Here is a 26,711-nt window from a genome sequence, read left to right as displayed (position 1 = left end):
TCGCTTCGTGTGCCTTCGTGGGAAGCTGTTTTGGATATGCAAAAGAATCAGCAAACACCGCGCGAACTGGGCTACCACATGCCAGCCGAATGGGAGCCGCACGAAGCGACCTGGCTTTCGTGGCCGCACAAAGAAGCCAGTTGGCCTGGAGCATTTGAAAACGTGCCCGGCATTTTTGTCGAACTGACGCGGCATTTGACGGCTTCGGAGTTGGTGCGCATCAACGTGGCCGACGAGGAGTTTGCCGAACGTGTGCGGCAGTTATTGCGGGCGGGCGGCGTTGATTTGAATGCCGTGCGGTTCCACTTCAATCCGACCGATGATGCGTGGTGCCGCGATCACGGGCCGATTTATGTCGCGCGTGAGGTGCAGGGCAACCGCGAACGGGCCATCAACGATTGGGGCTACAACGCCTGGGGCGACAAATATCCGCCCTACGACAACGATGATGTCGTGCCGACGCGCATTGCGGCGGAAATGGGCGAGGCGCTGTTTACGCCCGGCATCGTCATGGAAGGCGGTTCGCTGGATGTAAATGGACGCGGGACGTTGCTGACGACCGAGGCTTGTTTGCTGAATCCGAATCGCAATCCGCAATTGAATCGCACACAGATCGAGCAATACCTGAAAGATTATCTGGGTGTGTCGAACATTCTTTGGCTGGGCGAAGGCATTGTGGGCGACGACACGGACGGGCACATAGATGACTTGACGCGCTTCGTGGCGGCTGACACCGTGGTTACAGTGGTGGAAGACGACCCGCAGGATGAGAATTACGCGCCGCTCAAGGAAAATTACGGACGGTTGTTGGCGATGAAAGATCAGGGCGATCAGCCGTTGCGGGTCATCAAATTACCAATGCCGGGGGCGATTTGGTTTGATGGGCAGCGGTTACCCGCGAGCTATGCCAACTTTTATATCGCGAATAAGAGCGTGCTGGTGCCGACCTATCGTCACGTCAACGATGCGGTTGCTGGTGAAGTGTTGCAGCAGTGTTTTCCTGACCGTCGGGTGATCGGGATTGATTGTACGGAATTGATTTGGGGGCTAGGCTCGATTCATTGTGTGACGCAACAGCAACCGGCTGTTTGAGGTTGCTGGAGCCAAAAAACGAAAGGCAAAAGGAAGTCAGGCATTGCCTCCTTTTGCCTTTTCATTTTCGTAGGAACGTCCGGCGCTCCTACGTCTTCGCGGGGGCTAAAGTGGTTAGGCGCCAAGCGCCAATTCGTAGAGTCATCCTTACGCGCATAAACCGTGCAAACCTACACCGACACTTTGATCGGCGCTTGACGCCTAACCACTCAGCCGATTGCGACACTTGATAGAGATGCTTTGTGATAGCGTGGTAGTGGTTGAAGTAATTTTTCTCGTGGCAGCGTCTGCTCTCAGAGAACTTTATGAAACGTAAAAGCAAACGCGAAATGGTGCTTGATATTTACGACCGGGAAGCCATGGGCGAAGTCACGGCGCGTGAAATCGCCATCATCAACCAAGCCCTGGTCGAAGAGTTCGGCGCAGGCGGCGCAATGAATCCTGGGGAGATCGCACGCGTCTTGGTGGATGAAGATTTACCGGTTCGTTATGAACAGATTTTCCGTATGGCTGGGCCAATGGAAAAATATGAGAACCTCTTTCGCTACCTCCCGCGCATCGCTGACATGGCGCAAGCCGCAGCATCCATCCGTGAAATTGACGCTCTTTACCGTAAATTTCAGCGTCTCGGAGATAAAACCGGCCTCCGCTTTGCCCGGCGTATCGCATTGATGGGGAAACACGAAGCCGGACGGCTTGCCCGGATAGCCGACCATGAACGTCGTGACGAAAAAGCAGAAATCGCGCAATGGTTCACGGTCTGGTTGCAAAATCCAGACTTGTTTGAGCACTGGCTGCTTGTCCGTCAGGCCACACAGGACTACCGCAATAGATTTACGCAAACCGATCCGGGGACGTGAGGGATAAGAATGGTTCGTACTGCTAAATTTTACCGCTTGTTAATAGGCGGGCCATCTACGAGCCTGGTGCCGTAGCTCCTTGACGACCCGCCCTGGCCCCTAGCTATTTTTTGCTAGGCAATAGGGATAAACGGCGAATCGCCGGAAACTTCCAACGTTTTCTGCAAGAAAAGAGAAAAAAGTTCAGGGAAAAGATGAACTCTGCTCAGCCGCGTCAATTCCGAGTTGTGTCCTATTCCTGTGTCGCTGCCTAAAACAAAGATGTTTTTCCCACGAAGCCACACGAAGAAAACACGAAGATGCCTGGCGTTCTTCGTGTTTTCTTCGTGTGGCTTCGTGGGAAAAAGCTTGCACTCGGCGGCCACACAACTTTAGGACGCTACCCAATTCCGCACCCGCACAATTGTGGCCGCCGCCAAATTGCTTTCGTTCAAGCGGTAAATTCCGGCATAGCCTTCACGCTCCAGCCGTGTCGCAGTTTTGGTCAGTTCCAAAGCCTGTTTTTGTACGACTGCGGACGGCACGACGCGGGTGCTACGGCTTTGATTGCGCGCCTGGCAGGTGGCGAGGGCGACCTCAAAAACCAACGCTATTACGGGCACGCCGCAGCGGCGCGCAAGCCGCAAGAATGGACGCCGGGCGCGATATTCGAGGTTCGTCGCGTCAATCACTGTCAACTTGTTTTGTTGCAAACGCAGCCGCGCCAGGTGATGCACCAGCCCGAAGGCTTCGGCATTGAGATGTTGCGCCGCCTCGTCATCGCAGATCAGCGCGCGGCAATGGTCAGAAGAAATAATCTCAGTCGGTTGGAAATGACGCGCCGCAAAAGTGGATTTGCCCGCGCCCGACGGGCCAATCAATAACAGCAGCGCTGAGTCGGGAAGCTCAATCTGAAACACAGCCATCGCTCGCAGTAAAAACTCAGGTAGTGGGTCAAAGGGGAGAGAGCTAAGCTGCGGATCAACGCGGGGCACGCCGATCAAGCCGCTTGAGTAACGGGGTTGAGCAGCGTTTTTCAGCGTTCATCTGCGGCAAGACCTCTCCTAAAACTCAAAGGTGCAAGGCCGCCGCCCCGATGACGCCAGCCCCCGCGCCTAATTCAGCCAAGGCCAGGCGCGTTGGGCGATTGGCCAGTTTGTGCTGAAACTTCTCTCCGAACAGGTCGTGCGCCTGGGCCATCGAACCGCCGATGACGATGATTTCGGGTTCCAGCAACGCGATCAGCGTTTCGCACAAAAAATAAACGTCGTCGCCATAGGCGCGCCAAGTTGCCAGCGCCGCCGCCTCGCCATGCCGCGCCCGTGCGGCAAGCTCTGCGCCCGTCAGACCGTCGCCGATTGCGCCACCGTGTTCCTGATAGGTGCGCAGCAACCCGTAGCCCGAAACGTAGTATTCCAGAAACTGCTCACGCAACGGAATCGCCCAGACTTCGCCTGCGGCCCCGTGTGTGCCACGCACGAGCTTGCCATCCACGATCACACCGCCGCCACAGCCCGTGCCCAGCGTAATGCCGCAAACATTGCGCGCGCCGCGTCCGGCGCCAAATCGGGCTTCGGCCAGGACAAAACAGCGGGCATCATTTTCCAATTTGACCGGCAGCCCGCACGTGGCTTCATTCAACAGATCCGCCAGATCAATGTCGCTCAGCAACGGCACGTTGTCCGATTGTGAGAGCTGGCCGTTCCATACCACGCCGGCCGCGCCTACGCCCCAGCCTGCAATGGGATGATCGCCAATCAGTTCCGCCACACGCGCGGCCAGCGGACGCAAGGCGCGCAACAGGTCTGTGGGCGCGAATTCTTTACCGGTTGGTACTGAAAGCAGTTCAGTGGCGAGTTGGCCGCTGCCGGTGACAGCAGCCATGCGCAATTGCGTGCCGCCTAAATCAATGCCGATGTAATACGGAGCCTGGTTCATGAACGATTGCTGGCAGAGGCCGCCGCGCTGGCAGGCGGGTCATCGTCCCCATTGGCTGGCGGTGGGTTTTTGAGATCGGCCTGCGTGATCTCGCGTTCAGCCTTGCTGGGCGGATTGAAACCGGGATAGCTGATGCGCTGATGGTAGACGTTTTGTAAGGTGCTGATGAGCGATTCACGAACAAGCGTCAGTTCGCGCATCGTCAGGCTGCATTCATCGAACTGGCCGTCCGCGACGACGGTATCAATGATTTTCTTGATGATCGCGCGGATGTTTTCTTCAGACCGATCTTCCAGCGAGCGCACTGAGGCTTCCGCGCCATCGGCGAGCATCAGAATCGCGGCCTCTTTGCTTTGCGGCTTCGGGCCAGGGTAACGGAAATCTTCCACATTGACGGCTTCACCGCGCCGGTCGGCCTCGGCTTTAGCTTTGTGATAGAAGTAGGCGATGACCCGTGTGCCGTGGTGTTGCGGGATGAAATCAATAATCTGCGGCGGCAAGTCTTCTGCGTTGCCCATTTCGATACCGCGCCGCACGTGGCCGGTGATGATGCGCGCACTGTCCTTCGGGGTCACTTTGTCGTGCGGATTGGCGGCCCCGGCCTGGTTTTCAATATACATACGCGGCGCGGCCAATTTGCCGATGTCGTGATATAGGCAACCCACGCGCGCCAGCAACGCATTGGCGCCGATGGCCTTGGCGGCGGCTTCGGCCAGTACACCGACCATAAAGGAATGATGATTGGTGCCGGGCACTTCGATAGCCAGCCGCCGCAAAAGCGGCAAATCCGCATTCGACAATTCCAGCAGCCGCACATCCGTCAGAATATCGAAGACAGACTCATAAATCGGCACTAGGAAACTCGCCAAGCCCGCCGTGAGCAACGCGCTCAAGGCACAAACCACCGCGCTGCCCGCCAGCATCCGCCAATTCAATGCGTGCCCCGACATCAGCAAAACGGCCAGACTCATCACAAAACTCACCCCGCCAATCGAGGCCGAAGCATACGAGATGGAATTCCGGTCGCAATAATTCTGTACGCTGAACACCGCCGTAATCGAAGTTGCCATCGCAAACGCTGCGATCGTCATGCCATGCGCCGAGACGAAGCCCGTCAACAGCGCCGCCATCAAACCTGCGATCAATGCTATTTGACTATTGATGAGCAAGGCCAGCACCAACGCACAGACGGCAAAGGGCACTGCGAATTGAAAGATCAAGGCATCGCCAAAACGCATCGTTTCAGGCCGCGCGCTCAGCACCGCCGCGCCGAACATGCCGGCGCGCACGAGAAAGGTTTGCAGCAGTAACAAGGATGCGGCGACCCAAAAAGCCGCGCGCGGCCCCAGCCGTGACGTTTTGCTGGCGAGGGCGATTTTATAGAGCGCGAAATAAAGCGCCGCCACGATCACGATCAAGCCCAAAAAGCGGCGCGGCTGGCGTTGCGACAGTTGATATTGGCGAATGGCTTTGATTTGCGGCAAGGTTTGCGCGGTTACCGCATCGCCCGCCCGCAAAATCACACGCGTGTGCCGCAACTCTGCCGCAATCTCCGGCGCCAGATCGTTGCTAAAAGCATCCAGCGAATCGGCCTGCAAATCCGCCGGCACGATGATGTCGGCCAGCACCGTATCGTTGACGGCATAACTCGGCAATAGAGTGAATGGGAAGTGTGTGCAAAGGAAGGCCGTCGGCAAAATGAGCAAAGTGCTGACCAGTAAAAAGCGCTGCCTTTGCGGGAGCCGCTGGTACCGCTCCGCGAACCGGTCTCCCGCCGTCCTCGGCCAATCCCGGAGGCGCGCCAACCAATGACCTATGGAATGAGTGCTCATATTGTAAGAACGGCAATCACAACTCAATGTGGGACGTCAATGAATGCCGCTTGGGGAGCCGGATTATAGCAGACCTCGCGCGGCGAAATGCAACTCATGCCTCACCCGCGAATTTGGGCTGACGATTTCTCACCGCGCACGTTGCCGCATCTAACGCCGCGCGCCAGCGGCTTGGCCCGCCGTTTTATCCGATTGGTTGAAACGGCAGCCACGGAATTGGATAGCCGCATTGCCGCCGGGCACTCTGGCGCAATTCCCGGCGCGTTTGCGGCCATCTCTTGTTGACAATCTACAGGGAGAAGCTAGACTGCCTTTGCTTTTGTAGATAATCTAGGGAGGAAGACATGGCCAAGACGAAATCCGATCTGTTGCAGGGCACGCTCGACATGTTGATTCTGAAAACGCTCGCCGTGGGCGAGATGCATGGCTGGGGCATTGCGCAGCGCATTCAGCAGACTTCGCAGGGCGTGCTCAATATCAATCAAGGCTCGCTTTATCCGGCGCTTTACCGCCTGGAAGAACAGGGCTGGGTCGCTTCCAGTTGGGACGTTTCAGATAACAACCGGCAAGCCAAGTATTACAAATTGACGCGCGCCGGGCGCAAGCAACTGACCGAAGAAACCGCCAACTGGGAACGCATGTCGGCGGCGGTCGAACTGGTGTTGCAGAGCAACTGACCAGCAATAGGGGAGCGCCATGCTAAAGAAACCGCTACGCAAGTTGAGCGCGTTCCTATTTCGCCACCGGCTGGAACGGGAGATGGAACGGGAGATGCGCTTTCATCTGGAGCGCGAGACCGAAGAGAACATGCGGCGCGGAATGCCGCCGACCTCGGCGCGGCGCGCGGCGCTGCTCAGTTTCGGCGGGGTCGAACGCTTTAAGGAAGAGTGCCGCGACGTGCAACGCCCGCGCCGATTGGAAACCTTTTGGCAGGATGTGCAGTACGGCGTGCGCATGCTGCGCAAGTATCCGAGCTTCACCTTGCTTGCGGTGCTAACGCTGGCGCTGGGCATTGGCGTCAACACGTCAATTTTTAGCGTGGTTTATGGCGTGCTGTTGCGCCCCTTGCCATACCGCAATGGGCACGAGTTGGTCGTCTTGCGGCAACAAGCACCTTTGGCAGGCGCCGACAACTTAGGCTTCTCAGTCAAAGAGATTGAAGATTACCGCGCGCAGAATCAGGCGCTCGAAGGGATCGTCGAACACCATTCGATGACCTTTACGTTGTTGGGCGGACAGGAACCGGAGTTGATTCAAACGGGCGTCGTCTCGGCTAATTTCTTCGACGTGATGGGTGTGAAGCCCCTGTTAGGCCGCACTTTTCTACCTGAAGACGAAGCGCACGGCGCCGAGGCAGTGCTGGTGTTGAGCTACAAATACTGGCAGCGCAGCCAGCACGGCGACCGCGACATCGTGGGCAAACGCTTTCGCATGAATGACCGCCCGCACACCGTCATCGGCGTGCTGCCACCCGTGCCGCAATATCCGAATGAGAATGACGTTTATATGCCGACCGCGGCTTGCCCGACGCGCTCGTCGGAACGCTTTATGGCCAATCGCAATGCCCGGATGATGAGCGTTTTCGGACGTCGGAAACCGGGTGTGCCCTTGGCGCAAGCGCAAACCGATGTGGCCACCAACGCCAACCGCATGCAGCAGCAGTATCCGGATGTCTATCCCGCCAATCGTGGATTTCGCGCAGTAGCCACCGATTTGCAGGATGAACTGACCCAGCAGGCGCGCCAGACGTTTTTGCTGTTGCTGGGCACGGCGGGGCTGGTGTTGTTGATCGCGTGCGCCAACGTGGCGAATCTGGCGCTGGCGCGTGTGTTGCGCCGCGAACGCGAAATGGCCGTGCGCGCGGCCTTGGGCGCGAGCCGTGGGCGGTTGATCCGGTTGTTACTGACCGAAAGCACGCTGCTGGCTTTGTTGGGCGGCGCATTGGGCATTGTGCTGGCCATCTTCAGTACGGGATTGCTGGTGAAGTTTGCCGAACGCTTCACGCCGCGTGCGCACGAGATTGGTGTGATTGATGGGACGGTGTTGGGCTTTGCATTGGCGATTTCATTGTTGACTGGCTTGGTCTTTGGGTTAGCGCCAGCGCTATCCATCGGGCAGAACCTGGTACCGGCCTTGAAAGATGGGAGTGGTCAAAGCACCGCCAGTCCGGCGCGGCAACGGTTGCGCAACAGCCTGGTTGTCGCCCAAGTGGCCGTCTCGTTCGCGTTGTTGATCGTCGCCGGTTTGATGACGCGCAGCCTGTTGAAATTGCAGCAGGTCAAGCCGGGCTTCGACGTCGAGCGCGTGCTGGTGATGCGCATCAGTCCAAATTGGTCGAAGTATCAGAGCAACGAAGATTACCGCACGTTTTCGCAGCGCTTGCTGGACAAGTTGAAAACGCAGCCAGGCGTGTTGATCGCAGCCCTGTCGAATAACTATCCGCTCAATCCCTTGGGCATCACGCGTGGCCCAAATCGCAACGAGTTGCAAATCGAAGGCCGTCCACTGGCGCCGGGCGAATTGCCACCGCAGGCGGATTTCCGCGTCGTGACGCCCGATTACTTCGACACGTTGCGCTTGCCGCTGGTCAGCGGACGCTTGTTTAACGACCTGGATTACGACCCCAAAAAGCCGGTGGCACTGATCAATCAGGCGCTGGCACGCCATCGGTTTGGCAACGATGATCCGGTTGGGCATCGCCTTAGCCTGGATCGCGGCGAAAGTTGGGCGACGATTGTGGGCGTTGTCGCCGATGTCAAAAGTTACGGTTTGCAAAGCGCAGCCGTTGACGAAGTGTATCGGCCCGTCGCGCAAACTTTCGGGGCCGGTTTTTTACTGGCGCGCACCAAAGTCGAACCCGCCGGTCTGATCCGGCAGTTGCGCGGCGCGGTTTATGACTTCGATCCTGAGACGGCGATTGATCACGTGCGCACGTTGGAAGACGCGCGCAGCGAAGCCTTGGCCTCACCCCGCCTCACGGCAACCTTGTTGAGTTTGTTCGCCGCGCTGGCCTTGCTCATCACCGCCGCCGGGATCGCGGGCGTGATGGCGTTGGCGGTGGCGCAACGCACGCACGAAATCGGCATTCGGCTGGCGCTGGGGGCCAGCAAGAGCGCGGTTTTATGGCTGGTCTTGGAACAGGGAATGCGGCTGGTGTTGGTCGGCCTGGCGGTGGGTTCTAGCGGCGCGTTGGTGCTGACCCGCGTGCTGTCGGCCTGGATGAACACATTGCTGTTTGCGGTGGAGCCGGCTGATCCGCTGACCTATTTGCTGGTGGCGTTGGTGCTGGCGGCGGCAGCGGCGGCGGCCTGTTATCTGCCCGCGCGGCGTGTGACGGGCATCAACCCAATGATCGCGTTACGCAGCGAATAAACAAACAAGGAGAATCGCAATGCGCACCAAGATGCTTTTATCCGGGCTGGCGTTCGTGTTGGCCCTGACGCTCAGCACGGGCGGCATGTCGCTGTTCACAGGAGCGCTGCCGTTAGAGCAAAAAGAAGCCGACGGGCCGCAATACACCACAGACAATCAATTGCTGCGTCCGGCGAATTATCGCGCCTGGGTGTATTTGAGCAGCAGCGTCGGGCTGCAATATGGGCCGAACGCCCCGGCGAATCCAGCGTTTGAGAATGTCTATGTCAATCCGGCGGCCTACAAGGAGTTTGCCAAGACCGGCCAATGGCCTGACAAGACAATCTTCGTTTTAGAGATTCGCCGCTTGCTGGACAAAGGCACGTTCGCGCACGGCGGGCAATACCAGGGTGACCTGATCACGCTGGAGGCGGCGGTGAAGGACGAGCGCCGCTTCCCGGAAAAGTGGGCGTATTTCGGACTGGGCGCGACCGCTCCCTCCGCCAAAGCCATCCCGAAAGAGGGCGGATGTTTTAGCTGCCACAGCCAGAACGCCGCTGTCGAAAACACCTTTGCCCAGTTTTATCCGACCGTGCTGGCCATTGCCAAAGAAAAAGGGACACTGAATCAGAGTTATCAGCGAACACAACAAACACAGTAATCCACACCACGAACGGCGCCAGCAAAACTCTATTTCCGGGAGGAGTGCGCCAATGAGGAGCATTTATGATCAACAAAAAGTTTTGGCTGAGCATCGTGCTGACCGCTGGCCTGACTGTCATGGCCGTGGCGCAAACCACAGCCACGGATGCGCTCGAAGGCCTTGATCCCGTGCTGTTGGTGCAGGGGAAAGAAGTGCAAGGCGATTTGAAAACTACCGTCACGCGCGGCCAGTTCCGCTACATGTTCGCCAATGAAGCCAACAAGGCTGCGTTTGAGAAAGACCCGGCGCGCTACGAGATTCAACTGGGCGGTGCTTGCGCGCGGATGGGCGCGCCGACGAATGGCATTGCCGATCTTTACGCGGTGCAGCAAGGCCGCATCTATATTTTCGGCTCTGAACAATGCAAAAAGCTGTTTGTCGCCGCGCCGGAAAAATATCTTTCGCCTGAGCACAAGGCGGTCACCGCGACGCCTGAAATGTTGAAGAAAGGACAAGCGTTGTTTGAAAAGGCCGTCGCCGCGCTGGGCGGCACAGCCAAGCTGGACGGGCTGACCAGTTACCACGAGAAAAACACCTCAACACAAACGCGCGGCGCGCGCGGCGAAGTCGAAGTCAAAAACGATTTGCTGCTTGCTTACCCCGACCGCGCGCGTGTTGAAGTTGCGATGCCGGACTTTAACGACGTGTCCGTGATGATGCGGCGCATCCTGGTGTTACAGCCCACCGAACCCTTTGTCGTCACCACGCGCGGGGTGTTGCCGCTGCAAGCGCCGCTGCGGCTCGAACAGGAGCAACAATTCCAACGCCAGCCGCTCGGGATTTTGCGCGCCCGTGCCCAATTCAAGGCTGCCTATACAGGTGCTGGCAAGGCAGGTGAATCGCCAGTCGAACAGGTCGCCCTCGAACTTGCGGGCGTGCCCGCTACACTTGGTTTTGACCCGGCGACTGGACGCTTGCTGAGCTTGGCATACAAACGGCGCGGGCCACAGGGGAATTTCGGCGATTTCGTTCAAACTTTTTCAGACTTCCGCACGGTGGATGGTTTGACGTTGCCATTCAAAATTACCGCCACCTTCGATGGGCAGCCGTGGAAAGACCAGTCAGCAACCATCGAATCCATCAGCCTCAACGGAGCGGTTGATCCGAAGCTGTTTGAAAAGCCGCAGGTGAAACAATGAGGCACATCCTGACAACGCTGCTTTGCCTGGGTTGGCTGGGCCTCAAGGTGACGGCGCAAACGTCCGCTGATTGGGCGCAATGGGGCGGGCCTGAGCGTAACTTCAAATCCGCCGCAACCGGCCTGGCGGCCAATTGGCCTGCGACTGGCCCGCGCAAACTGTGGAGCCGTGCACTCGGCGATGGCTATTCGTCCATTGCCGTGGCGGGCGGGCGGCTTTTCACGATGTATCGCAAAGGCGAACAGGAAGTCGCGATTGCGCTCGACGCGGCCACGGGCAAAACGTTGTGGGAATACGGCTACGACGCGCCGTTCTGGAAAGAGCAGGATATGTCGAACGGGCCGGGGCCGCATTCGACGCCGCTGGTTGTGGGCGAATACGTTTTCACCACCGGTACGACGGGCAAGCTGCATGCGTTGAATAAACAAACGGGCAAGCTCGTCTGGTCGCACGAGCTGTTCAAAGAGTACAACGGCACGGTGCGTCCGAACGGCTATTCGTGCAGTCCGCTGGCCTATAAAAACATGGTGATCGTGATGGTCGGCGGTACGGGGCACGCGCTGATGGCCTTCAATCAAAAAGACGGCGCGGTCGTCTGGCAAAAGCACGATTTCAAAAACTCGACTTCCTCGCCGATCTTGATCAACGTGGATGGGCAGGAACAACTCGTGGCCTATCTGTACGGCGACATTGTGGGCGTTGACCCGCGTGATGGCGTGCTGTTGTGGAGCCAGCCGCACGAGACGGATTTCGGTTTGAACACGATGACGCCGGTCTGGGGCGAAGACAATCTGCTGTTTGTTTCTTCGGGGTACAGCGGCGGCAGCCGCGTGCTGAAGCTGACGCGGGCCAAAGAGGCTGGCGGCAAGACCAAAGTCGAGGAACTCTGGTTTCACCGCCTGATGCGCGTGCATTTCGGGACGTGCATCCGGGTGGGCGACTTGGTGTATGGATCGAGCGGTGATTTCGGCCCCGCGCCGTTTACGGCCATCAACGTCAAAACGGGCCAGATCGTCTGGCGCGACCGCAGCCTGCCGCGCGCGACGTTTCTCTTGGCCGACGGGCGGTTCATTTTGCTGGATGAAGACGGCAATCTGGCGTTGGCAACGCCTGCGCCAGAGGGCCTGAAAATACAGGCGAAAACGGCATTGATGACAGGCAATTCGTGGACAGTGCCCGCGCTGGCGGGGACGACGCTTTATGTGCGAGATCGCAAAACGCTCATGGCACTCGATCTAAAAGCTGGCAGCGAATAAGGCACTCGTTGTTGCCGCGCCAAAGCGCTCAGCGGTTTCCAGTGGGCAGCCGCTCTTGCAAAATCCGCAAATAGGCCGACCACGGACCGACTGCGGTGGTGTATTGCTTCGCCATCACGCGCGCGATTTGCGCCACGTGATCGAGGTCGTGCGCCACCCAGGTTGCCAGCAAGGCGCGCAAGCTGACTTGACCGAAGGCGGGGTGCGTACCGGTTTTGTCTAAATCAGCCTCGCTGAGTTGCCACGCCCGCAGCGTCTGTACATTTTGCGCCCGCCGCGTCGCAAATTCCGCCAGCAATTCAGGCAAGCTTTTTCCGGCGCTTTCAGTGAACTGGGCGAACCGGTCGTAGGGTTCAAAAGTTTGCGTTTCGCCGTGCTCCAAAATCAACCGCACACGCGGAATCCAATCGGCGCGTTCGCCGTGGGCCAGATGGCCGAGCACGACGTAAGGGCTCCAGGTTTCTGGGCCTTCATTGGTTACAGTCCAAGCGCCGGGCAGGCCATTCAGCCAAACTTGTAAAAGGGCAGGCGTGCGTTCGAGCACGGCGATAGCTTCATTGAGATCGAATTGCATTGGGTTGCTCCTGTCTATTTCAGTTCCATCAGCCAGATATTGTTGGTCATTTCCGCAAATTCATAGACAATCTGATCGCCGCGCGGCGACCACGCCGGACGCGAGCCGAATTCGGTCAGTTGCCGCGTTAACGCGGCGGGCGTTGAGATTACCCAAAGCCCGCCGCGTTGACGCGCATGATAGACGATCTGCTTGCCAGCGGGCGACCAGGCGGGTTGCAGGTTTTCACCAGTGTCGCTGGTGAGTTGCAACTCCCGGCTGCCGGGCGCAAGTCGCCGCAAAAAGAGTTCGAACTGAAACAATCCGAGATGAACAACACCAACAAAGTCGCCCTCGTCACTGGAGCCGCCCGCGGCATCGGTCTCGCCATCGCCCAAAAGCTCCTCGCAGAAAACTACCGCGTCGCCCTGCTCGACATTGACGCCGAGACGCTGGCGCAAACGGCGGAGGCGTGGCGCGGGCACGCGGGCGTCTTGCCGGTGGTGGGCGATGTGTCCGATCCGGCGCAGGTGCAAGAGAGCGTCGCCAAAATCGCGGCGCACTTTGGGCGGATTGACGCGTTGGTGAATAACGCGGGCGTAGCCGTTTTCAAACCGATTCTCGAAACGACGTTTGACGATTGGACGCGCATTCTGGCGACAAATCTGTCGGGGCCGTTTTTGATGACGCAGGCGTGCGCGCCGGTCATGCTTGGCCACGGCGGTGGGGCGGTGGTGAATATCGCTTCGATTTCGGGTGTACGGGCGAGCACGTTGCGGGTGGCGTATGGGACAAGCAAGGCGGCGCTGATTCATCTGACGAAACAGCAGGCGGTCGAACTAGGCGACGCCGGGATTCGCGTCAATTGCATCGCGCCTGGGCCGGTCGAGACGGCGATGGCGCAGCAGGTACACTCGGCGGATATTCGCACAAGTTACCGCGATGCGATTCCGTTGGCGCGTTACGGCACGGTGCATGAGATTGCCGATGCCGTGGTGTTTTTGTGCAGCGAGGCGGCCAGTTTTATCAACGGGCAGACGCTGGCGGTGGATGGCGGATTTGACGCGGCGGGTGTCGGCTTGCCCAGCTTGCGCGGTCAGGGGTGAAGGAAGTTCTGACAGGATTGTCAGGATTAACTGGATAGGACAGGCTGAATACAAGAAAAACTAAATTTTCTGGCATTTACCTCTTCGCCGCAGAGCGGCGGTTGAATTTAGCCGTGGGTTTTCAACCCACGGGCAGCGCACAATCAATTGCGCGTCGCGTCAGCGACGCTTGAAACACGCGACCATTCAAGCGTCGCTGACGCGACGCGGGCTTGTGGCGCGGATACCGTGGGTTGAAAACCCACGGCTAAATTCAACCGCCGCTAACGCGGCAAAAACAATTTTCAAAACACGAGATAACTTAGTTTCTCGTGTACTGAACGTGTTTTGGCTCGTTCCTGTTAATCCCGCTAATCCTGTTAATCCTGTCTCTGTCTTTGCCGGGTTATTTTAACGACGTTCTGATTTTGCGTATTCGCTTTTCAGCAAGCCCATCATCTCTGCGCGGCGGTCGTACAGTCGTTTCAACGGACGCGGCTCACGTTTGGCGAGCGCATACGCCGTAATCAATGGCAGCGCGACGGTTGAATCCACATAACACACCACGGTGCCGGGCAATTGGTCGGGATCAATTTTGCCCCAACTGACGGCTTCGCTGGGTGTCGCGCCGCTCAGGCCGCCGGTATCGGGGCGGGCGTCGGTGATCTGCAAAAAGTAATCGTGGCCTTTCTCTTCGATGCCGAGCACTTCCTGAATCTGCGGTTCGGTTTGCAGGGCAAAGTTTTTCGGGCTGCCGCCGCCACAGATGAAAATGCCGGATTGGCCGCCTTCACCTGCAAAGCCGCGCTTGGCCGCCAGCACCAGCGCCGCCGTCTCGTTCACATCCGCCGAAGGATTCAGCCGCAGCTTGCCGCCTTGCAATTCCATGGCCGCCACATTCATCCCAATCGAACTGTCGCCGGGCGAAGAGGTGTAAACCGGCACGCCGTAATGATAGGCCGCCGAGAGCACCGATTGATTCGTGAGGCCTAGCACGCGCTCGCGTTCGGCGACGTATTTGCCGCAGAGATAATGAAACTCTGCCGTGGACATCTCGCGCTGGAACTCTTCGGCGCGGATGATTTCGCGGAAGAAGGCGTCGGTCGAAAGCAGGACTTCGTAATCGAAAAAGATGTCGTAGATGCGCACGACGCCTTCATCGCGCAACACGATGTCGCTGATCGTGTGGTTGCCGCGATGCATCGCTAATCCCAAACCGAAGTGTGTGTCGTGGTACAGATTCGCGCCGGTGGAAATGATCCAATCCACGAACCCGGCTTCGAGCAACGGAATGATGGTGGAGATGCCCAACCCGGCGGGTGTGAGCGCGCCGGTCAGCGTCATGCCGATGGTGACGTTGTCGCCGAGCATGCGTTCGGCAAAAAGCTGCGCGCCTTCGCGCAAACGGGCGGCGTTGTAAGCCTGGAAAGTATTTTCGAGCAATTCAACGAGGGTGGTGTCTTTGGTGATGGGCGTGGGCGCGATGCGCTTGCCCTGTAAAAACTTGCTTTTATTCATGGCGGTTGTCTCCTGAAAGTAAATCCGGGTTGAGCCGGTCGGAAGCGGCATAGTAGTATGCTCAGGCTTGACCCGACAAATGTTTGCCCTGTTGGCGGGTGCAAAGGGTCAACCGCGATTTCAACCAGTCCAATCAACCATATCCAAAAGGAGAAGCAGCAACTGTGAATACCACGATTCGTCGTACTTTGTTGGCCAGCGCCTTGCTCGCTGTTTTCGCGCTCGGCGTCAGCCTGGGCCAGAACAAATTCGGCCAGCCGAAAACCATCCTGCACGTCGTCACCGTCAAGTGGAAAGCTGATTCCACCCCGGCCCAACAGCAGGCCGCGCTTGACGGCGTCAAAACGATGGCGGCGAAAATTCCGGGCATTACCAACGTCTGGGTCAAGAAGATCAAAGTCCAGCCGTATGCCGATGGCGGCACCGTCTTTGCGATGGAATTCAAAGATCAAGCGGCGTTCGACGCTTATGCCAAACATCCGGCGCACGACGACTGGATGAAGATTTACGAGCCTGTCCGCGAAGAGAGCCGCACGCACGACGTGACCAACTAAAAGGAAGGCTGAAGGATGAGGGATGAAGGATGAAGTGAACGCACTCGTCCTGGTGTCCGATTCATCCTTCATCCCTCATCCTTCATCCTTCATCCTTCATCCTTTCCCAATGTCAACACCCGCTCCCGCTACTGAACCAGTGACTGCTCCGGCGGCGACTGCGCCCCCCGCGCAGCAACCCGGCAAGCTGGGCAAGGTCTTTCGCGCCTTTGCCTACCGCGATTTTCGCTTGCTGTGGTTCGGCGCGTTCACGTCCAGCGCGGGCACCTGGTTGCAAGAAGCGGCGTTGAGTTGGGTGCTGTTGACGCTCACCAACAAAACACGCTATTTGGGTTTGAATGGATTTTTGAGCACCGCGCCGATTTTGCTGTTTACGCTGATTGGCGGCGTGATTGCCGATCGCGTAGACCGGCGGCGCATCTTGCTGGCTTCGCAATGGGTGCAATTGACCTGCGCGTTTTCGCTGGCCGCACTGGCCTTTTTCAAAGCGCCCACGATGTTTTTGGTGTGGAGTGCGCTGTCGCTTTCGTTCATGGCCGGTTGCGCACAGGCGTTTGGCGGCCCCGCCTATCAGTCGCTGATTCCGATGCTGGTCGCCAAAGAAGACCTGCCGAACGCCATCTCGCTCAATTCGATTCAGTTCCAACTGGCGCGCGTCGTCGGCCCGATGGTGGGCGCGTTACCCTTCGTTTGGATCAGCGATCAATTGCTGGCTGGGTCGGTCAGCTTCGGCATCAATGGCTTGTCGTTTCTGGCGGTGATTGCGTCGCTGCTGGCGTTGAACGTCAAACACATCCCACGCCCCCCGGCGGGCGGGATGAAGAGCGAGATGGGCGAGGGCCTTGCGTTTGTCTGGCATCAGGAAGGGTTGCGTTCGCTGACGCTGCTGGCGTTTTCCTGCACGTTTTTCGGGATGCAGATGACGGCGTTTTTCGCGGCCTTTGCCAAGAATATCTTTCACACGGGCGCCAACGGCAATTCGATCATGATTTCGATTTCGGGCGCGGGCGCGGTGCTGGGCGCGCTGGTGATGGCGGCGCTCGGCAATTTGCCGAACAAGGGCCGCCGCGCGCTGATCATGCAAATGGGCTTTGGCCTGACGATCATTATCTTTTCGCTGGCGCCCTCGGTCTGGCTGGCTTACGTGGCGATTTTTGTCTGCGGCATTTTTATGATGTGCGTCTTCGCTTCGATTGCCTCACTGGTGCAATTGCTGGTCAGCGATCAGATGCGTGGACGTGTGATGAGCATTTACATGGTCGCTTTTCGCGGTGGCATGCCGCTGGGCGCGCTGGTGACGGGCTATCTGGCCGAACGCATTTATCTGCCGCGCATTATGCTAGTGCAGGGGATTCTGGTGTTTTTGCTGGCCGCCGCTTTCATGCTTTCCAACTCTGAGGTGAAAGAGCACTGACCTTAAGCAACAGCAGGCTAGCAGCCCGCTGTTGCTTAAGGTCAGTTCACACGGATTTATCGGTGCAATTGCCAAGCCAGCAGCAAGCTGGCAGCCTGCTGTACATTGATCGCCATGCTGCAAATGACCGCCGCCGAACTTGAAGCCTTCCTCGCCGCACAGTTCCCGCAAATGAAAACACTGCCCTATCGCATTGAACGGGTCGAAGACCGCACGCTGGTTGTGCGGTTGCATTATCACGAAAAGCAATTGCGGCCCGGCGGGACGATTTCAGGTCCGGCGTTAATGACCCTGGCGGATACGGCGATGTATTTGCTGGTGTTGGCGCACATTGGACCGGTGGCCTTGGCGGTGACGACCAATCTGAATATCAATTTCTTGCGCAAACCGCAGCCGGGCGATGTCGTGGCGCAGGCCAACTTGCTCAAGCTTGGGGCGCGGCTGGCTGTCGGAGACGTAACGATGTTTTCTGAGGGAGATGACGAGCCCGTTGCGCACGCGACCGTGACCTATTCAATCCCGCCGCAACGGTAGGATTGCAGATTGCAGAGGCTTGGGCTGGGCCGCAATCCGCAATTAAGAGGTTTTGCTCAGTTCGCGGTACAGCCAGGCTTTGGCTTTATTCCATTCGCGCATCACGGTGATGGGGGCGACCTGTAAGACTTCGGCGGTTTCTTCGATGCTCAGGCCGCCGAAAAAGCGCAACTCAACGATGCGGCCCTTGCGTTCATCGAATTGAGCCAGACTCTGTAAGGCCTCATCCAACGCGACCAGGTCGGCGCGCTGTTCATTGCCGACGACCAAGGCTTCTTCGAGTGAAACCTGGTTGACGCTTGCGCCTGCGACGCGCGGACGGCGGCGCGCAAAATCCACCAGGATGCGCCGCATCAGTTGCGCCGAGACGCCAAAGAAATGCGCGCGGTTCTGCCACTGCACATTCTTCCAATCAATCAGGCGCAAGTAAGCTTCGTTGACCAGCGCGGAGGTTTGCAAGAGATGGCCGGGGCGTTCTTGCCCCAGATAACGCCGCGCCAGCCGCTGTAATTCCGCCTGCACCAGCGGCACGAGTTGATCGAGCGCCGCCTGATCGCCAGCGCTCCAGGCGACCAGTAAGGCGGTGACTTCGTGAGTTGGTGGGGACATGCCTTACCTCTGTGAAAGCGGGGAATGTTCTGGCGAAGCGGGAATTTAGCACCGCCCCCCTGGGCACGGGCGCTTCCCAGCGTGCCAGCGGCGTCAGACGGACTAAGGCTGAAAGGGAAATCCTTTGACCTTGTTCCGCCTCTAACCAAGCAGCACGCGGGGAAGCGTGCGTACCCAGGCTTGCCCAGGCTCATTTCTTCACCCAAGCAGCGGCAATGACGGCTTCGACCTCGACCGGCACGCGCTGCAAGAATTCACGGCCCGCCGCGACCATCGTTTGCGTAACGATAACCTTTACTTCGTCGGCGATTTCGGCAGCGCATTCGACCACCAGTTCATCGTGGATGCTGTTGACGATTTGCGCGTCGTAGACGAGCAAGGCTGCATCCATCAGCGTCATCGCGCGTTTGAAAATGTCCGAAGCGCTGCCCTGAATCGGCGTGTTTTTGCCGACGCGCCGCAAGGCCGCCAGTTGCGAACGGTCGCTGGTGTCGAAGTTGTAAATCCACAAACGCCCTGAGGCGGTGCGGCTGCGGCGTTCGCGCACAGCCTGTTCGGCGGCCTGGTGCAACCATTGCGCGACGCCGGAATAAGCACGGAAATACCGTTCGATCAGCCCTTCGGCTTCTTTGACGGATGAGTTAATTTGCCCGGCCAGCCCTTCGGCGCCCATGCCGTACACCAAGCCGTAATTCAGCCGTTTGGCGGCTTCGCGTTGTTGCGGCGAAACCTGAGCGAGCGGAATGCCCAGCATTTGTGCCGAGGTCGTGCGATGCAAATCCGCGCCCGATTCAAACGCCTGCAACAGGGCCTTGTCTTGCGCAAAATCGGCCAGGATGCGCATTTCGATCTGCGAATAATCGGCGACCACCAGCTTGCGACCCTGCGGCGCGCGGAAGCAGGAGCGATGCTCAACGTCGTGCGGAATTTGTTGCAGGCTGGGCGACGACGACGCGAGCCGTCCGCTGGGCGTGCCAATCTGGCGGAACTCGGCGTGGATGCGACCCGTGACCGGGTTGATGAAATTGAGCATGCCGTCGCCGTAGGACGAAAGCGATTTGCTGAGATGCCGGTATTGCAGCAAGGTGCCGATGACGGGCTGCGTTGACGCCAGGCGCTGCAACTGCCATTCGCGCGTGCTCTCGATGCTGATGCCCAGCCGTTGCAGGGCCTCCAACACCTGTTGCGGGCTATCCAGGTTGATGTTGGGTGGCGTATCGAACAGGCTCATCTGCGGCAAGCCTGCTGCCAATGCGCGGCGCAATTCGTCGGCCACGATTTCGTATTGCGAACGGATGCTCCTGACCAGCAAGCGCCACTGTTCGGCGTCCAGATAAACACCCGCCAGTTCCATGGCCGCAATCGAGAGCACGCAATCGAATTCCAGTTGTGCGACGCGCGTCAATTCCATCTGCTCCAGCTTGTCTTGCAACCGTTCGCGCAGGGGCAGCAAGACGGCGGCATCGCGCGCGGCGTATTCCAACTGATACTCACTGAGCGCGCGCGACCAATCGCTCAACTGGGCTTCTTTGTCGAGTTGCATCCCCAGATAGTGGCGCACCACGCTGCCCAGGCCGTGCCGGTCGCTTTCGTTGCCCGCGCTGATGAGTTGGCTGGCGAGATAAGTGTCGAAACACGCGCCCAGCCGGGTATTGAAATGTTTGAGCAAAAACTTGGCGTCGAATTTGGCGTTGTGTGCGAGTTTGATGGGCTGAGCGGCGGCCAGCAGCGCCAGGATAGGTTGCAACTGTGCGGGCGTGAAATGGTTGAGATCAACGATGAAGCAGTTGCGCGGCATCGCCAATTGCCACAGGCGCGGTTTGGCGGTATGCGGGTCGAGGCCGGTGGTTTCGCTGTCAAAGCCGATGAACGGTTCCGCGCTCAATTGCGAGGCCGCGCGCGCCAATTCATCGGGTGTGGTGATAAGTTTGTAACTGCCAGAGATCACACTGCCTCAATTCTATTGCTCGCAAACCAGGAAAACCTTTCCCACCAAGCCACACGAAAGAGCACGAAGAAAGCCCCACACACTTGGCTATTCTTGATGTTTCTTCGTGTGACTTTGTGGGAGAGTCTTTTCCAACTCAATTTACATCATCGTAATAATCATTCATCTGCCGTTGCAACATCGGCTGCGCCGCATTGCGGAACAGAAACACCAGCAACATGCCCGCAATGAACCCGCCGATGTGCGCCATATAGGCCACGCCGCCGCCCGCGCGCCCCAGTTGACCGAAGCCGCCGATGAATTGCAACACACCCCATAAGCCGATGGCGACGATGGCGGGCACTTGCGTGACCGAATAGCCCAGCAGCACGCGCACGCCTTTATGCGGAAAGAGAATCAGGTACCCGCCCAGCACGCCGGCAATCGCGCCCGAGGCGCCCAGGTTCGGCACAATGGATTTCGGCGCGACGAAGATTTGCGCAAAGCTGGCGATAAACCCGCAGAGCAGATAAAAGATCAGAAACTTCAGGTGGCCCAGGCGGTCTTCGACGTTGTCGCCGAATATCCAGAGATAAAGCATGTTGCCGCCGATGTGCATGATGTCGCCGTGCATAAACATCGCCCAGACCAGCGTCAGGTAAATCGGCGTCGGTCCCGCATACAATTGCACCGCGCCGCCCCCGATGCGAAACGTTCCGACCAAATCCTGTCCGCCGGTGATCTCGGCGGGCACATAGCTGTAGCCATAGGTGAACGCATCGCTGCGTTGCAAAAACAGGAAGACCAGTACATTCAAGCCAATCAGCAAATAGGTCACATACGGCATAAGCTGCCGGTCAGAATTGTCATCACCCAGGGGCATCAGCATGGTTTTTGTCCTCTGTTACGATTGCGGACTGCGGATTGCAGATTGCAGATTGCGGATTGTTGGCTTCGGGTCAATCTGCAATCCGCAATCTACAATCCGCAATCATCTTGTTCCCCACTTCAACTTCGTTCGCAGCACTTCAAAGTAGTTGCGGTTTTTGGGGCGCACTAGGTCGAAGGTCGTGGCGCTGCGGCGCAAGAGCACGCGATCGTTGAGTTGCAACTCGACGCCGACCTGACCGTCCACGGTCAGCACCAATTCGCCGTCGGCGCGCTTAAACACCAATTCAACCAGACTGTCGCCGGGCAAGACGACGGGGCGATTTGACAGCAGATGCGGGCAGATGGGCGTCAACAACATTGCCGTCATACTCGGATGCACAATGGGGCCGCCCGCCGAAAGCGAGTACGCCGTTGAGCCGGTCGGCGTCGCCACGATCATGCCGTCGGCGCGAAAGCTGTTGACGAAAAGTTCATTGACGTAACACTCCAATTCGATCATGCGCGCGGGCACGGCTTTGTTGATCACCGCGTCATTCAGGGCGCGCTGCTCGGCAATGACTTGCCCGGCGCGCACGACTTGCACGTCCAGCAGCATGCGCTGATCCACCTCGAAGCCCTGTTCCAGCAACTCCTCCAAAACCGGCAACAATTCGGCGCGCGTGAATTCGGTCAAATAGCCCAACCAGCCCAGATTGACGCCCAACACCGGAATGGGCCGCGCGCCGGCCAGGCGTCCGACTAAGCGGGAGGCCCCCAGCATCGTGCCATCGCCGCCCAACACGACGATCAACGAAGTGTCCGCAGGCAATTCTTCGCCCGTCTCGTTGGCGGCAAAACATCGGATGCCCCGCGCCTCGCACCAAGCGGAGAGTTCCGCCAACACCGGCGCGGCTTCGGGCTTTTGCGGTCCGACGATTACACCGATCCGGTTGCCGATTTGGTTGCCATTCTGGCTGCCACTCTGGCTGTCGAGATTATGAACTGACCGCGCGGGCATTGCCGAGCCTTTCTGGTGTCTATCCGTTGGGCGAATAAAGGTTGAATTGAAGGGAGTTGATTCACGCGAGCCGGGATTGTACACACCGCTTCTGTTGTGCGGCAAGTTGGCTTTCCGGCGGACTCAGGCCAACTCGCGCAACGCCCGCGCCAGATTTTGCAACCCCACGGCAACATCCTCCGGCTGCACCGCGAAGCCCAGCCGGAAGTGTTGCGGCAACTCAAAAAACTTGCCCGGTACAATCGAAGTCTCATACGCGCGCAACCGGTCGTGCAGCGGCTGGCTGTCGGCGTGCCGCCGCAAACGCGGGAACATCGTCATCGAATGCGCGGGCATGAAGCATTCCAACTCGTCGGTGTGCGCCGCCAAAAACTCGCGCACCAGTTGCCGGTTCGGTTCCATCAATGCCCGCGTGCGCGCTGCCAACTGCGGCAACTGCCCGAACGCCGCCACCGCCAACGCATCGCTCGGCATCGAACCGACTGAGCCGAAAATATCATTCAACCGCCGCATCCGTTCGGCCAAGGCGGGCGCGCACAAAATCCAGCCGCAACGCAGCCCGCTCAGGCCATAGCTTTTGGTCAAACTGCTGGTCGTGATGAAGTGCGGCCCCAACGACGCCACGACCGGCGCGGCGTCTTCAAACAGAATGTCGCGGTAAACCTCATCCACCAGCACGCGCGCGCCGACTTCGGCGGCCATTGCCCCGATGGCTTGCAAGCTTGCGCGTTCAACCGGCACGCCGCTCGGATTGTGCGGACTGGTCAGGACAATCAAGCGCGTGCGCGGCGAGATCAATTGACGCAACTCGTCCAGATCAACCTGCCAATGGTTGGCGGGCGTGCGGTGGAAGCGTTTGACCTCCGCGCCCAAGTACTGCGCCGCCGCCATGATCGGTTCGTAAACGGGATGTTCCAGCAAGACCTCGTCGCCGCGTTCCAGCACCGTCGCCAGCGCTAGAAAGTTCGCCATCGAAGTGCCTTGCGACGTGACGACCTCTTCCGTTGTCACGCCGTATTGCGCCGCGATGGCCTCTTTCAACGGCGCGTAGCCTTCGTGATTCGGCCCGTTGATTTGCAGATCAGCCAAGCTGAGCGACAGCTCGCTCACGCTGCAACCGAGAATGCCGCTGTTCGCCAGATTGTACCGCGCTCCGGCGTGGTATTTGGCCCAAGTCATGTAAACACTGTTTTTCATTTGGAATCCTTGCGCTATGGTGCCGCGCGCGGAGACATCGCGCTACGCTAAATGGCTCGCAGTCTGAAGCCCCGCTTGCTCACGCGCGCGGTACCGCATTGAATCGTTGCCACAAATAATACACCGGCACGCCACCCGCAATAATGCTCGCGCCGATCAACGCATTCTGTTTATCCGCTACAAACGTATTGAGCACAATGCCCATTCCAGCGATGGTGAAAAAGAGCGGCGTCAGCGGATAGAGCGGCGCGGGATTGGGACGCGGTGCATCCGGCAGCGCGCGCCGAAACACCATCAACGCGGCCCCGGCCAGCGCAAAGAAAATCCAATCGGCAAAGACCGCGTAATTCACCAGCTTGGCGTAACTGTTCGAGAGTGCGAAGACTGCGGCCAGTCCGCCTTGCAACAGGATGGCCGCAGTCGGCACTTGGAATCGAGGGCTGAGCGTGCCCAGCGTTTTGAAAAACACGCCGTCCGCGCCCATCGCGTAATAGACGCGCGGCGCGGTCATCAGCCCCAGATTGATAAACCCGAACGTCGAAACGACGATCAATGCGCTGATCAACTGTTCGCCAAATTTGCCCGCCAGCCGTCTGGCCATATCCGCTGCCGGCGTCGTCGTCGCCGCCAAGCCCGGCGCGCCCAGCACGTGCACATAGGCGATATTCGCGCTGACATAAATCGCAATGATGCAGACCGCGCCGATCAGCAAGGCGCGCGGGATCGTGCGCACCGGGTCTTTCACTTCTTCCGAAATAAAATTCAGGTTGTGCCCGCCGCCGTAACAAAACATCGCGGGCACCAGCCCCGCCAGAAACGCCGAGAACAAGCCGCCGCCCTGCAAGCCCGGCGGCGTCAGCGTTTGAAAATCCAAGCCGCTCTGGTTGGTCAGCACGAACGCGCCGATGATGAGACCCGCAATCGCCAGCGTTTTGCCGAAGGTGATGATGTTGATCAGAATCGCGCCCGGCTTGATGCCCAGCGCGTGAAAGGCCGCCAGCCCCAGCAAGATCGCCACCGCCATTGGCGTGATGACCGAATTGCTCAGGTTGAACAGCCGCGCCATGTATTGCGCAAACGCCATTGCCACCGCCGCCGTCGCGCCCGATTGGATAATCAGCAACAACGACCAGCCGTGCAAAAACGCGACCAGCGGATGAAAGGCCTCACGGAAAAAGGCGTACTGGCCGCCCACTTTGGGCATCACCGTGCCCAACTCGGCAAAGACAAACGCCCCGGCCAGTGCGACCAAACCGCCCGTAATCCACACGGCCAGGATCATAAACGTCGTCTTGACCGCACCCGCGACCAGATACGGGTTGATAAAGATGCCGGAGCCGATGACGCCGCTGATGACGATCATCGTCGCGTCGAAGAGGGTGAGTTTGCGGGCGAAGCTCATAAAATTGTGAGTTGCGGATTAGGGGTTGGTTTCTTCGCGCACGCTGCGCAACACGGCCAGCATTTCGTCATGAACCAAACCGTTCGTGCACAGCAGGCTGGACGAATAGTTGTCGAAGGGCGAGCCATCCAGTTTAGTCACGCACCCGCCTGCTTCTTCGATAATCACCCAGCCCGCCGCCACGTCCCAGGCGCGCAGCCCGTGCTCCCAGAATCCGTCCATGCGCCCGCAAGCGACGCAAGCCATGTCAATTGCTGCCGCGCCCAAACGGCGCACGGCTTGCGAATGATTCAGGAATTCGCGCCAGGCAGGCAGGTATTCGTGCATGCGTTCGCGCACGTCGTAGGGGAAGCCGGATACGGTCAGCGCCTTTTCAAGTTGGGTAATGTCAGAGACACGGATCGGCTTGCCATTCAGCGTCGCGCCCGCGCCCCGTTCGGCGGCAAACATCTCATCGCGTGACGGATCGTAAATGACGCCCACGACCGATTCGCCTTTGCGTTCGACGCCAATGGAAACCGCGTAGCAAGGAAAGCCGTGCGAGAAATTCGTCGTGCCATCCAGCGGATCAATCAGCCACGAATAATTGTCGTCGGTTACGTCGTGTTCGCCCTCCCAACTTTCCTCCGCGATGATGCGATGCGTCGGGAAGTGCGCGGCGATGAGCTGTTTGATATGCCGCTCGCTAGCGAGGTCGGCTTCGGTGACGAGATTGATGCGGCCCTTGTGCGTAATCTCAAAGCCGCGCTCGGCGTAGTCTTGCAGAATGGCTCCGGCTTCGCGGGCCGCTTGGATTGCTAGTTCGATCATAGGGAAGAGTAGTCGGTAGTCAGTAGTCGGTAGTCGGTAGTCGGTAGTCAGTAGTCAGTTCTCAGCAAAATCTGCTGACTACTGACTACTGACTACTGACTACTTTGCGAAAGGATTGTCGCCGCCAACAGTGGGATCGTCAATTCGTGATGGCCGGTCAGGCTGTAGCCGCGCCCCGCGCCATTCGCCACGGGCCTTCGCACGACGTTGGTCAGCGGACGGTAATGCTGGATGAAGTCCAGATTGGCCGTGGTGAAATCCTGCAATGAATGGCCCAGGTTGCGCACGATCGTGACAGCTTTCAGAAAGACTTCGGGCAGCGTGACCGCCGAGCCGACATTGAGGTAAACGCCGCCGCCATCGAGGTCTTTGACGAGCGCGGCGAAGAGTTTGAAGTCCTGATACGACGCCGCGCCCAGCGCCGCGCCATCAGCGTGCGGATGCAAGTGGATGATGTCCGTGCCCAGCGTCACGTGCACTGTGACGGGCACGCGCAGTTGATAGGCCGCGTGCAGCAACGAGTATTCGGCGTAGGGCGGCTGCACTTCGTTCAACATCCGCCCCACGCTCTCGCCAAAGCCGAGGCCATCGGCGACGCCGCGTTTGACGGCTTCGTTCAGCATTCGCCCCGTCTCTTCGGCCATGCCGAACTGGCCGTCGCCGAGCGCGCTGTCTACGTCCTCGGAAGTCCAACCGGCCACCGCAATCTCGAAATCGTGGATCACGCCGGAGCCGTTCATCGCCAGCCCGGTGATAAACCCGCGCCGCATCAGGTCAATCAGGATCGGCGCGAGACCGGTTTTGATGACGTGGCCGCCGAGGCCCCAAATGCAAGCGCGCTTTTTTGCTTTGGCTTGGATGATGTGTTGGGCGAGGGCGCGCAGCGTGTCGGCGGCAAGGATGTGGGGTAGGGAGTCGAGCAGAGCCGCTGCGCCCTTTGCTTCTTCGTCGTTCAAAGGGCGGGCGAAATCGCGCACAGTGACTTTGCTGGGGCGTGAGGCGAGTGGGTAGTTGGTGATGCTGGAAAAGTCAGTAGGTTGTATTGAGTAGATAGACATTGTCGTTAGCGA

Annotated in this window: 25 protein-coding genes; 11 read left to right on the top strand and 14 right to left on the bottom strand. The window is 58.7% G+C overall.

Annotated elements, in window-relative coordinates; translation table 11 throughout:
• The first annotated feature begins 36 nt into the window (after positions 1–36).
• Together HY011_26995 and HY011_26990 are read left to right on the top strand one after the other, a co-directional pair.
• Positions 37–1,092, top strand: a complete 1,056-nt coding sequence (locus HY011_26995) for an agmatine deiminase family protein (GenBank protein MBI3426592.1) — start codon at positions 37–39, stop codon at positions 1,090–1,092.
• Between the two features lie 305 nt (positions 1,093–1,397).
• The gene (locus HY011_26990; protein MBI3426591.1) at positions 1,398–1,952 is read left to right on the top strand and encodes a hypothetical protein; all 555 of its coding nucleotides are present in this window, start codon (positions 1,398–1,400) and stop codon (positions 1,950–1,952) included.
• 371 nt (positions 1,953–2,323) lie between these two features.
• Here HY011_26990 and HY011_26985 read toward each other — a convergent pair whose 3' ends face one another.
• The 3 genes from HY011_26985 to HY011_26975 all read right to left on the bottom strand — a co-directional run bounded on the left by HY011_26985 (position 2,324) and on the right by HY011_26975 (position 5,566).
• Complete coding sequence (locus tag HY011_26985; protein MBI3426590.1) at positions 2,324–2,857, bottom strand: AAA family ATPase; 534 nt, start codon at positions 2,855–2,857, stop codon at positions 2,324–2,326.
• 145 nt (positions 2,858–3,002) lie between these two features.
• Entirely contained in the window at positions 3,003–3,869 is an 867-nt protein-coding gene (locus HY011_26980) for an ROK family protein (GenBank protein ID MBI3426589.1), read from the bottom strand.
• Entirely contained in the window at positions 3,866–5,566 is a 1,701-nt protein-coding gene (locus tag HY011_26975; GenBank protein ID MBI3426588.1) for an HDIG domain-containing protein, read from the bottom strand. Before HY011_26975 ends, HY011_26980 begins: the two co-directional genes overlap by 4 nt.
• A 479-nt stretch (positions 5,567–6,045) precedes the next feature.
• On the opposite strand from HY011_26975, the gene HY011_26970 reads away from it, so the two are divergent.
• The 5 genes from HY011_26970 to HY011_26950 all read left to right on the top strand — a co-directional run bounded on the left by HY011_26970 (position 6,046) and on the right by HY011_26950 (position 12,150).
• Positions 6,046–6,378 (top strand): PadR family transcriptional regulator, encoded by a 333-nt coding sequence (locus tag HY011_26970; GenBank protein ID MBI3426587.1) that lies wholly within the window; start codon positions 6,046–6,048, stop codon positions 6,376–6,378.
• An 82-nt stretch (positions 6,379–6,460) separates the two neighbouring features.
• Positions 6,461–9,073, top strand: coding sequence for an ABC transporter permease (locus tag HY011_26965; GenBank protein MBI3426586.1), 2,613 nt, complete (start codon positions 6,461–6,463; stop codon positions 9,071–9,073).
• Between the two features lie 19 nt (positions 9,074–9,092).
• The gene (locus tag HY011_26960; GenBank protein MBI3426585.1) at positions 9,093–9,713 is read left to right on the top strand and encodes a cytochrome P460 family protein; all 621 of its coding nucleotides are present in this window, start codon (positions 9,093–9,095) and stop codon (positions 9,711–9,713) included.
• A 65-nt stretch (positions 9,714–9,778) separates the two neighbouring features.
• Positions 9,779–10,894, top strand: coding sequence for a hypothetical protein (locus HY011_26955; protein MBI3426584.1), 1,116 nt, complete (start codon positions 9,779–9,781; stop codon positions 10,892–10,894).
• Positions 10,891–12,150: a PQQ-binding-like beta-propeller repeat protein gene (locus HY011_26950; GenBank protein MBI3426583.1), complete on the top strand. Its 1,260-nt coding sequence runs from the start codon at positions 10,891–10,893 to the stop codon at positions 12,148–12,150. The genes HY011_26955 and HY011_26950 overlap by 4 nt, the downstream gene beginning before the upstream one ends.
• Positions 12,151–12,178: 28 nt before the next feature.
• On the opposite strand, the gene HY011_26945 is transcribed toward HY011_26950, so the two are convergent.
• Both HY011_26945 and HY011_26940 read right to left on the bottom strand, forming a co-directional pair.
• Entirely contained in the window at positions 12,179–12,724 is a 546-nt protein-coding gene (locus tag HY011_26945; protein MBI3426582.1) for a DinB family protein, read from the bottom strand.
• A gap of 14 nt (positions 12,725–12,738) precedes the next feature.
• Positions 12,739–13,026, bottom strand: coding sequence for a PD40 domain-containing protein (locus HY011_26940; protein ID MBI3426581.1), 288 nt, complete (start codon positions 13,024–13,026; stop codon positions 12,739–12,741).
• A gap of 6 nt (positions 13,027–13,032) precedes the next feature.
• On the opposite strand from HY011_26940, the gene HY011_26935 reads away from it, so the two are divergent.
• On the top strand, positions 13,033–13,809 hold the full coding sequence (locus HY011_26935; protein MBI3426580.1) for an SDR family oxidoreductase: 777 nt from the start codon (positions 13,033–13,035) through the stop codon (positions 13,807–13,809).
• 390 nt (positions 13,810–14,199) lie between these two features.
• On the opposite strand, the gene HY011_26930 is transcribed toward HY011_26935, so the two are convergent.
• A complete protein-coding gene (locus HY011_26930; GenBank protein ID MBI3426579.1) occupies positions 14,200–15,306 on the bottom strand; it encodes a deoxyhypusine synthase in 1,107 nt (368 codons plus the stop codon).
• A gap of 164 nt (positions 15,307–15,470) precedes the next feature.
• Here HY011_26930 and HY011_26925 point away from each other — a divergent pair, with 164 nt between their 5' ends.
• The 3 genes from HY011_26925 to HY011_26915 all read left to right on the top strand — a co-directional run bounded on the left by HY011_26925 (position 15,471) and on the right by HY011_26915 (position 17,808).
• A complete protein-coding gene (locus tag HY011_26925) occupies positions 15,471–15,860 on the top strand; it encodes a Dabb family protein (GenBank protein MBI3426578.1) in 390 nt (129 codons plus the stop codon).
• A 109-nt stretch (positions 15,861–15,969) separates the two neighbouring features.
• Positions 15,970–17,274 carry an MFS transporter gene (locus HY011_26920; protein MBI3426577.1) on the top strand — a complete coding sequence of 435 codons (1,305 nt, stop codon included), beginning with the start codon at positions 15,970–15,972 and terminating at the stop codon, positions 17,272–17,274.
• Between the two features lie 114 nt (positions 17,275–17,388).
• Positions 17,389–17,808: a PaaI family thioesterase gene (locus HY011_26915; protein ID MBI3426576.1), complete on the top strand. Its 420-nt coding sequence runs from the start codon at positions 17,389–17,391 to the stop codon at positions 17,806–17,808.
• Positions 17,809–17,850: 42 nt separating this feature from the next.
• Here HY011_26915 and HY011_26910 read toward each other — a convergent pair whose 3' ends face one another.
• The 8 genes from HY011_26910 to HY011_26875 form a co-directional block, all read right to left on the bottom strand.
• Positions 17,851–18,417, bottom strand: a complete 567-nt coding sequence (locus HY011_26910; GenBank protein ID MBI3426575.1) for a sigma-70 family RNA polymerase sigma factor — start codon at positions 18,415–18,417, stop codon at positions 17,851–17,853.
• Positions 18,418–18,607: 190 nt separating this feature from the next.
• Positions 18,608–20,365 carry a bifunctional 3'-5' exonuclease/DNA polymerase gene (locus tag HY011_26905; GenBank protein MBI3426574.1) on the bottom strand — a complete coding sequence of 586 codons (1,758 nt, stop codon included), beginning with the start codon at positions 20,363–20,365 and terminating at the stop codon, positions 18,608–18,610.
• Positions 20,366–20,501: 136 nt separating this feature from the next.
• Positions 20,502–21,230, bottom strand: coding sequence for a rhomboid family intramembrane serine protease (locus HY011_26900; protein MBI3426573.1), 729 nt, complete (start codon positions 21,228–21,230; stop codon positions 20,502–20,504).
• A gap of 105 nt (positions 21,231–21,335) precedes the next feature.
• Positions 21,336–22,232 carry an NAD(+)/NADH kinase gene (locus tag HY011_26895; GenBank protein MBI3426572.1) on the bottom strand — a complete coding sequence of 299 codons (897 nt, stop codon included), beginning with the start codon at positions 22,230–22,232 and terminating at the stop codon, positions 21,336–21,338.
• 123 nt (positions 22,233–22,355) lie between these two features.
• Positions 22,356–23,429 carry an aminotransferase class I/II-fold pyridoxal phosphate-dependent enzyme gene (locus tag HY011_26890; protein MBI3426571.1) on the bottom strand — a complete coding sequence of 358 codons (1,074 nt, stop codon included), beginning with the start codon at positions 23,427–23,429 and terminating at the stop codon, positions 22,356–22,358.
• A 79-nt stretch (positions 23,430–23,508) separates the two neighbouring features.
• Positions 23,509–24,831 carry an amino acid permease gene (locus tag HY011_26885; GenBank protein MBI3426570.1) on the bottom strand — a complete coding sequence of 441 codons (1,323 nt, stop codon included), beginning with the start codon at positions 24,829–24,831 and terminating at the stop codon, positions 23,509–23,511.
• An 18-nt stretch (positions 24,832–24,849) separates the two neighbouring features.
• Positions 24,850–25,641 (bottom strand): inositol monophosphatase, encoded by a 792-nt coding sequence (locus tag HY011_26880; protein ID MBI3426569.1) that lies wholly within the window; start codon positions 25,639–25,641, stop codon positions 24,850–24,852.
• A 92-nt stretch (positions 25,642–25,733) separates the two neighbouring features.
• Positions 25,734–26,699 carry a hypothetical protein gene (locus HY011_26875; GenBank protein ID MBI3426568.1) on the bottom strand — a complete coding sequence of 322 codons (966 nt, stop codon included), beginning with the start codon at positions 26,697–26,699 and terminating at the stop codon, positions 25,734–25,736.
• Positions 26,700–26,711 lie beyond the last annotated feature (12 nt).

The sequence above is a fragment of the Acidobacteriota bacterium genome, from assembly GCA_016196035.1.
In the GTDB taxonomy this organism is placed as follows: Bacteria; Acidobacteriota; Blastocatellia; order RBC074; family RBC074; genus JACPYM01.
Note: the sequence above shows the minus strand (reverse complement) of the source record. Positions and strands in the feature narration are given on the sequence as shown.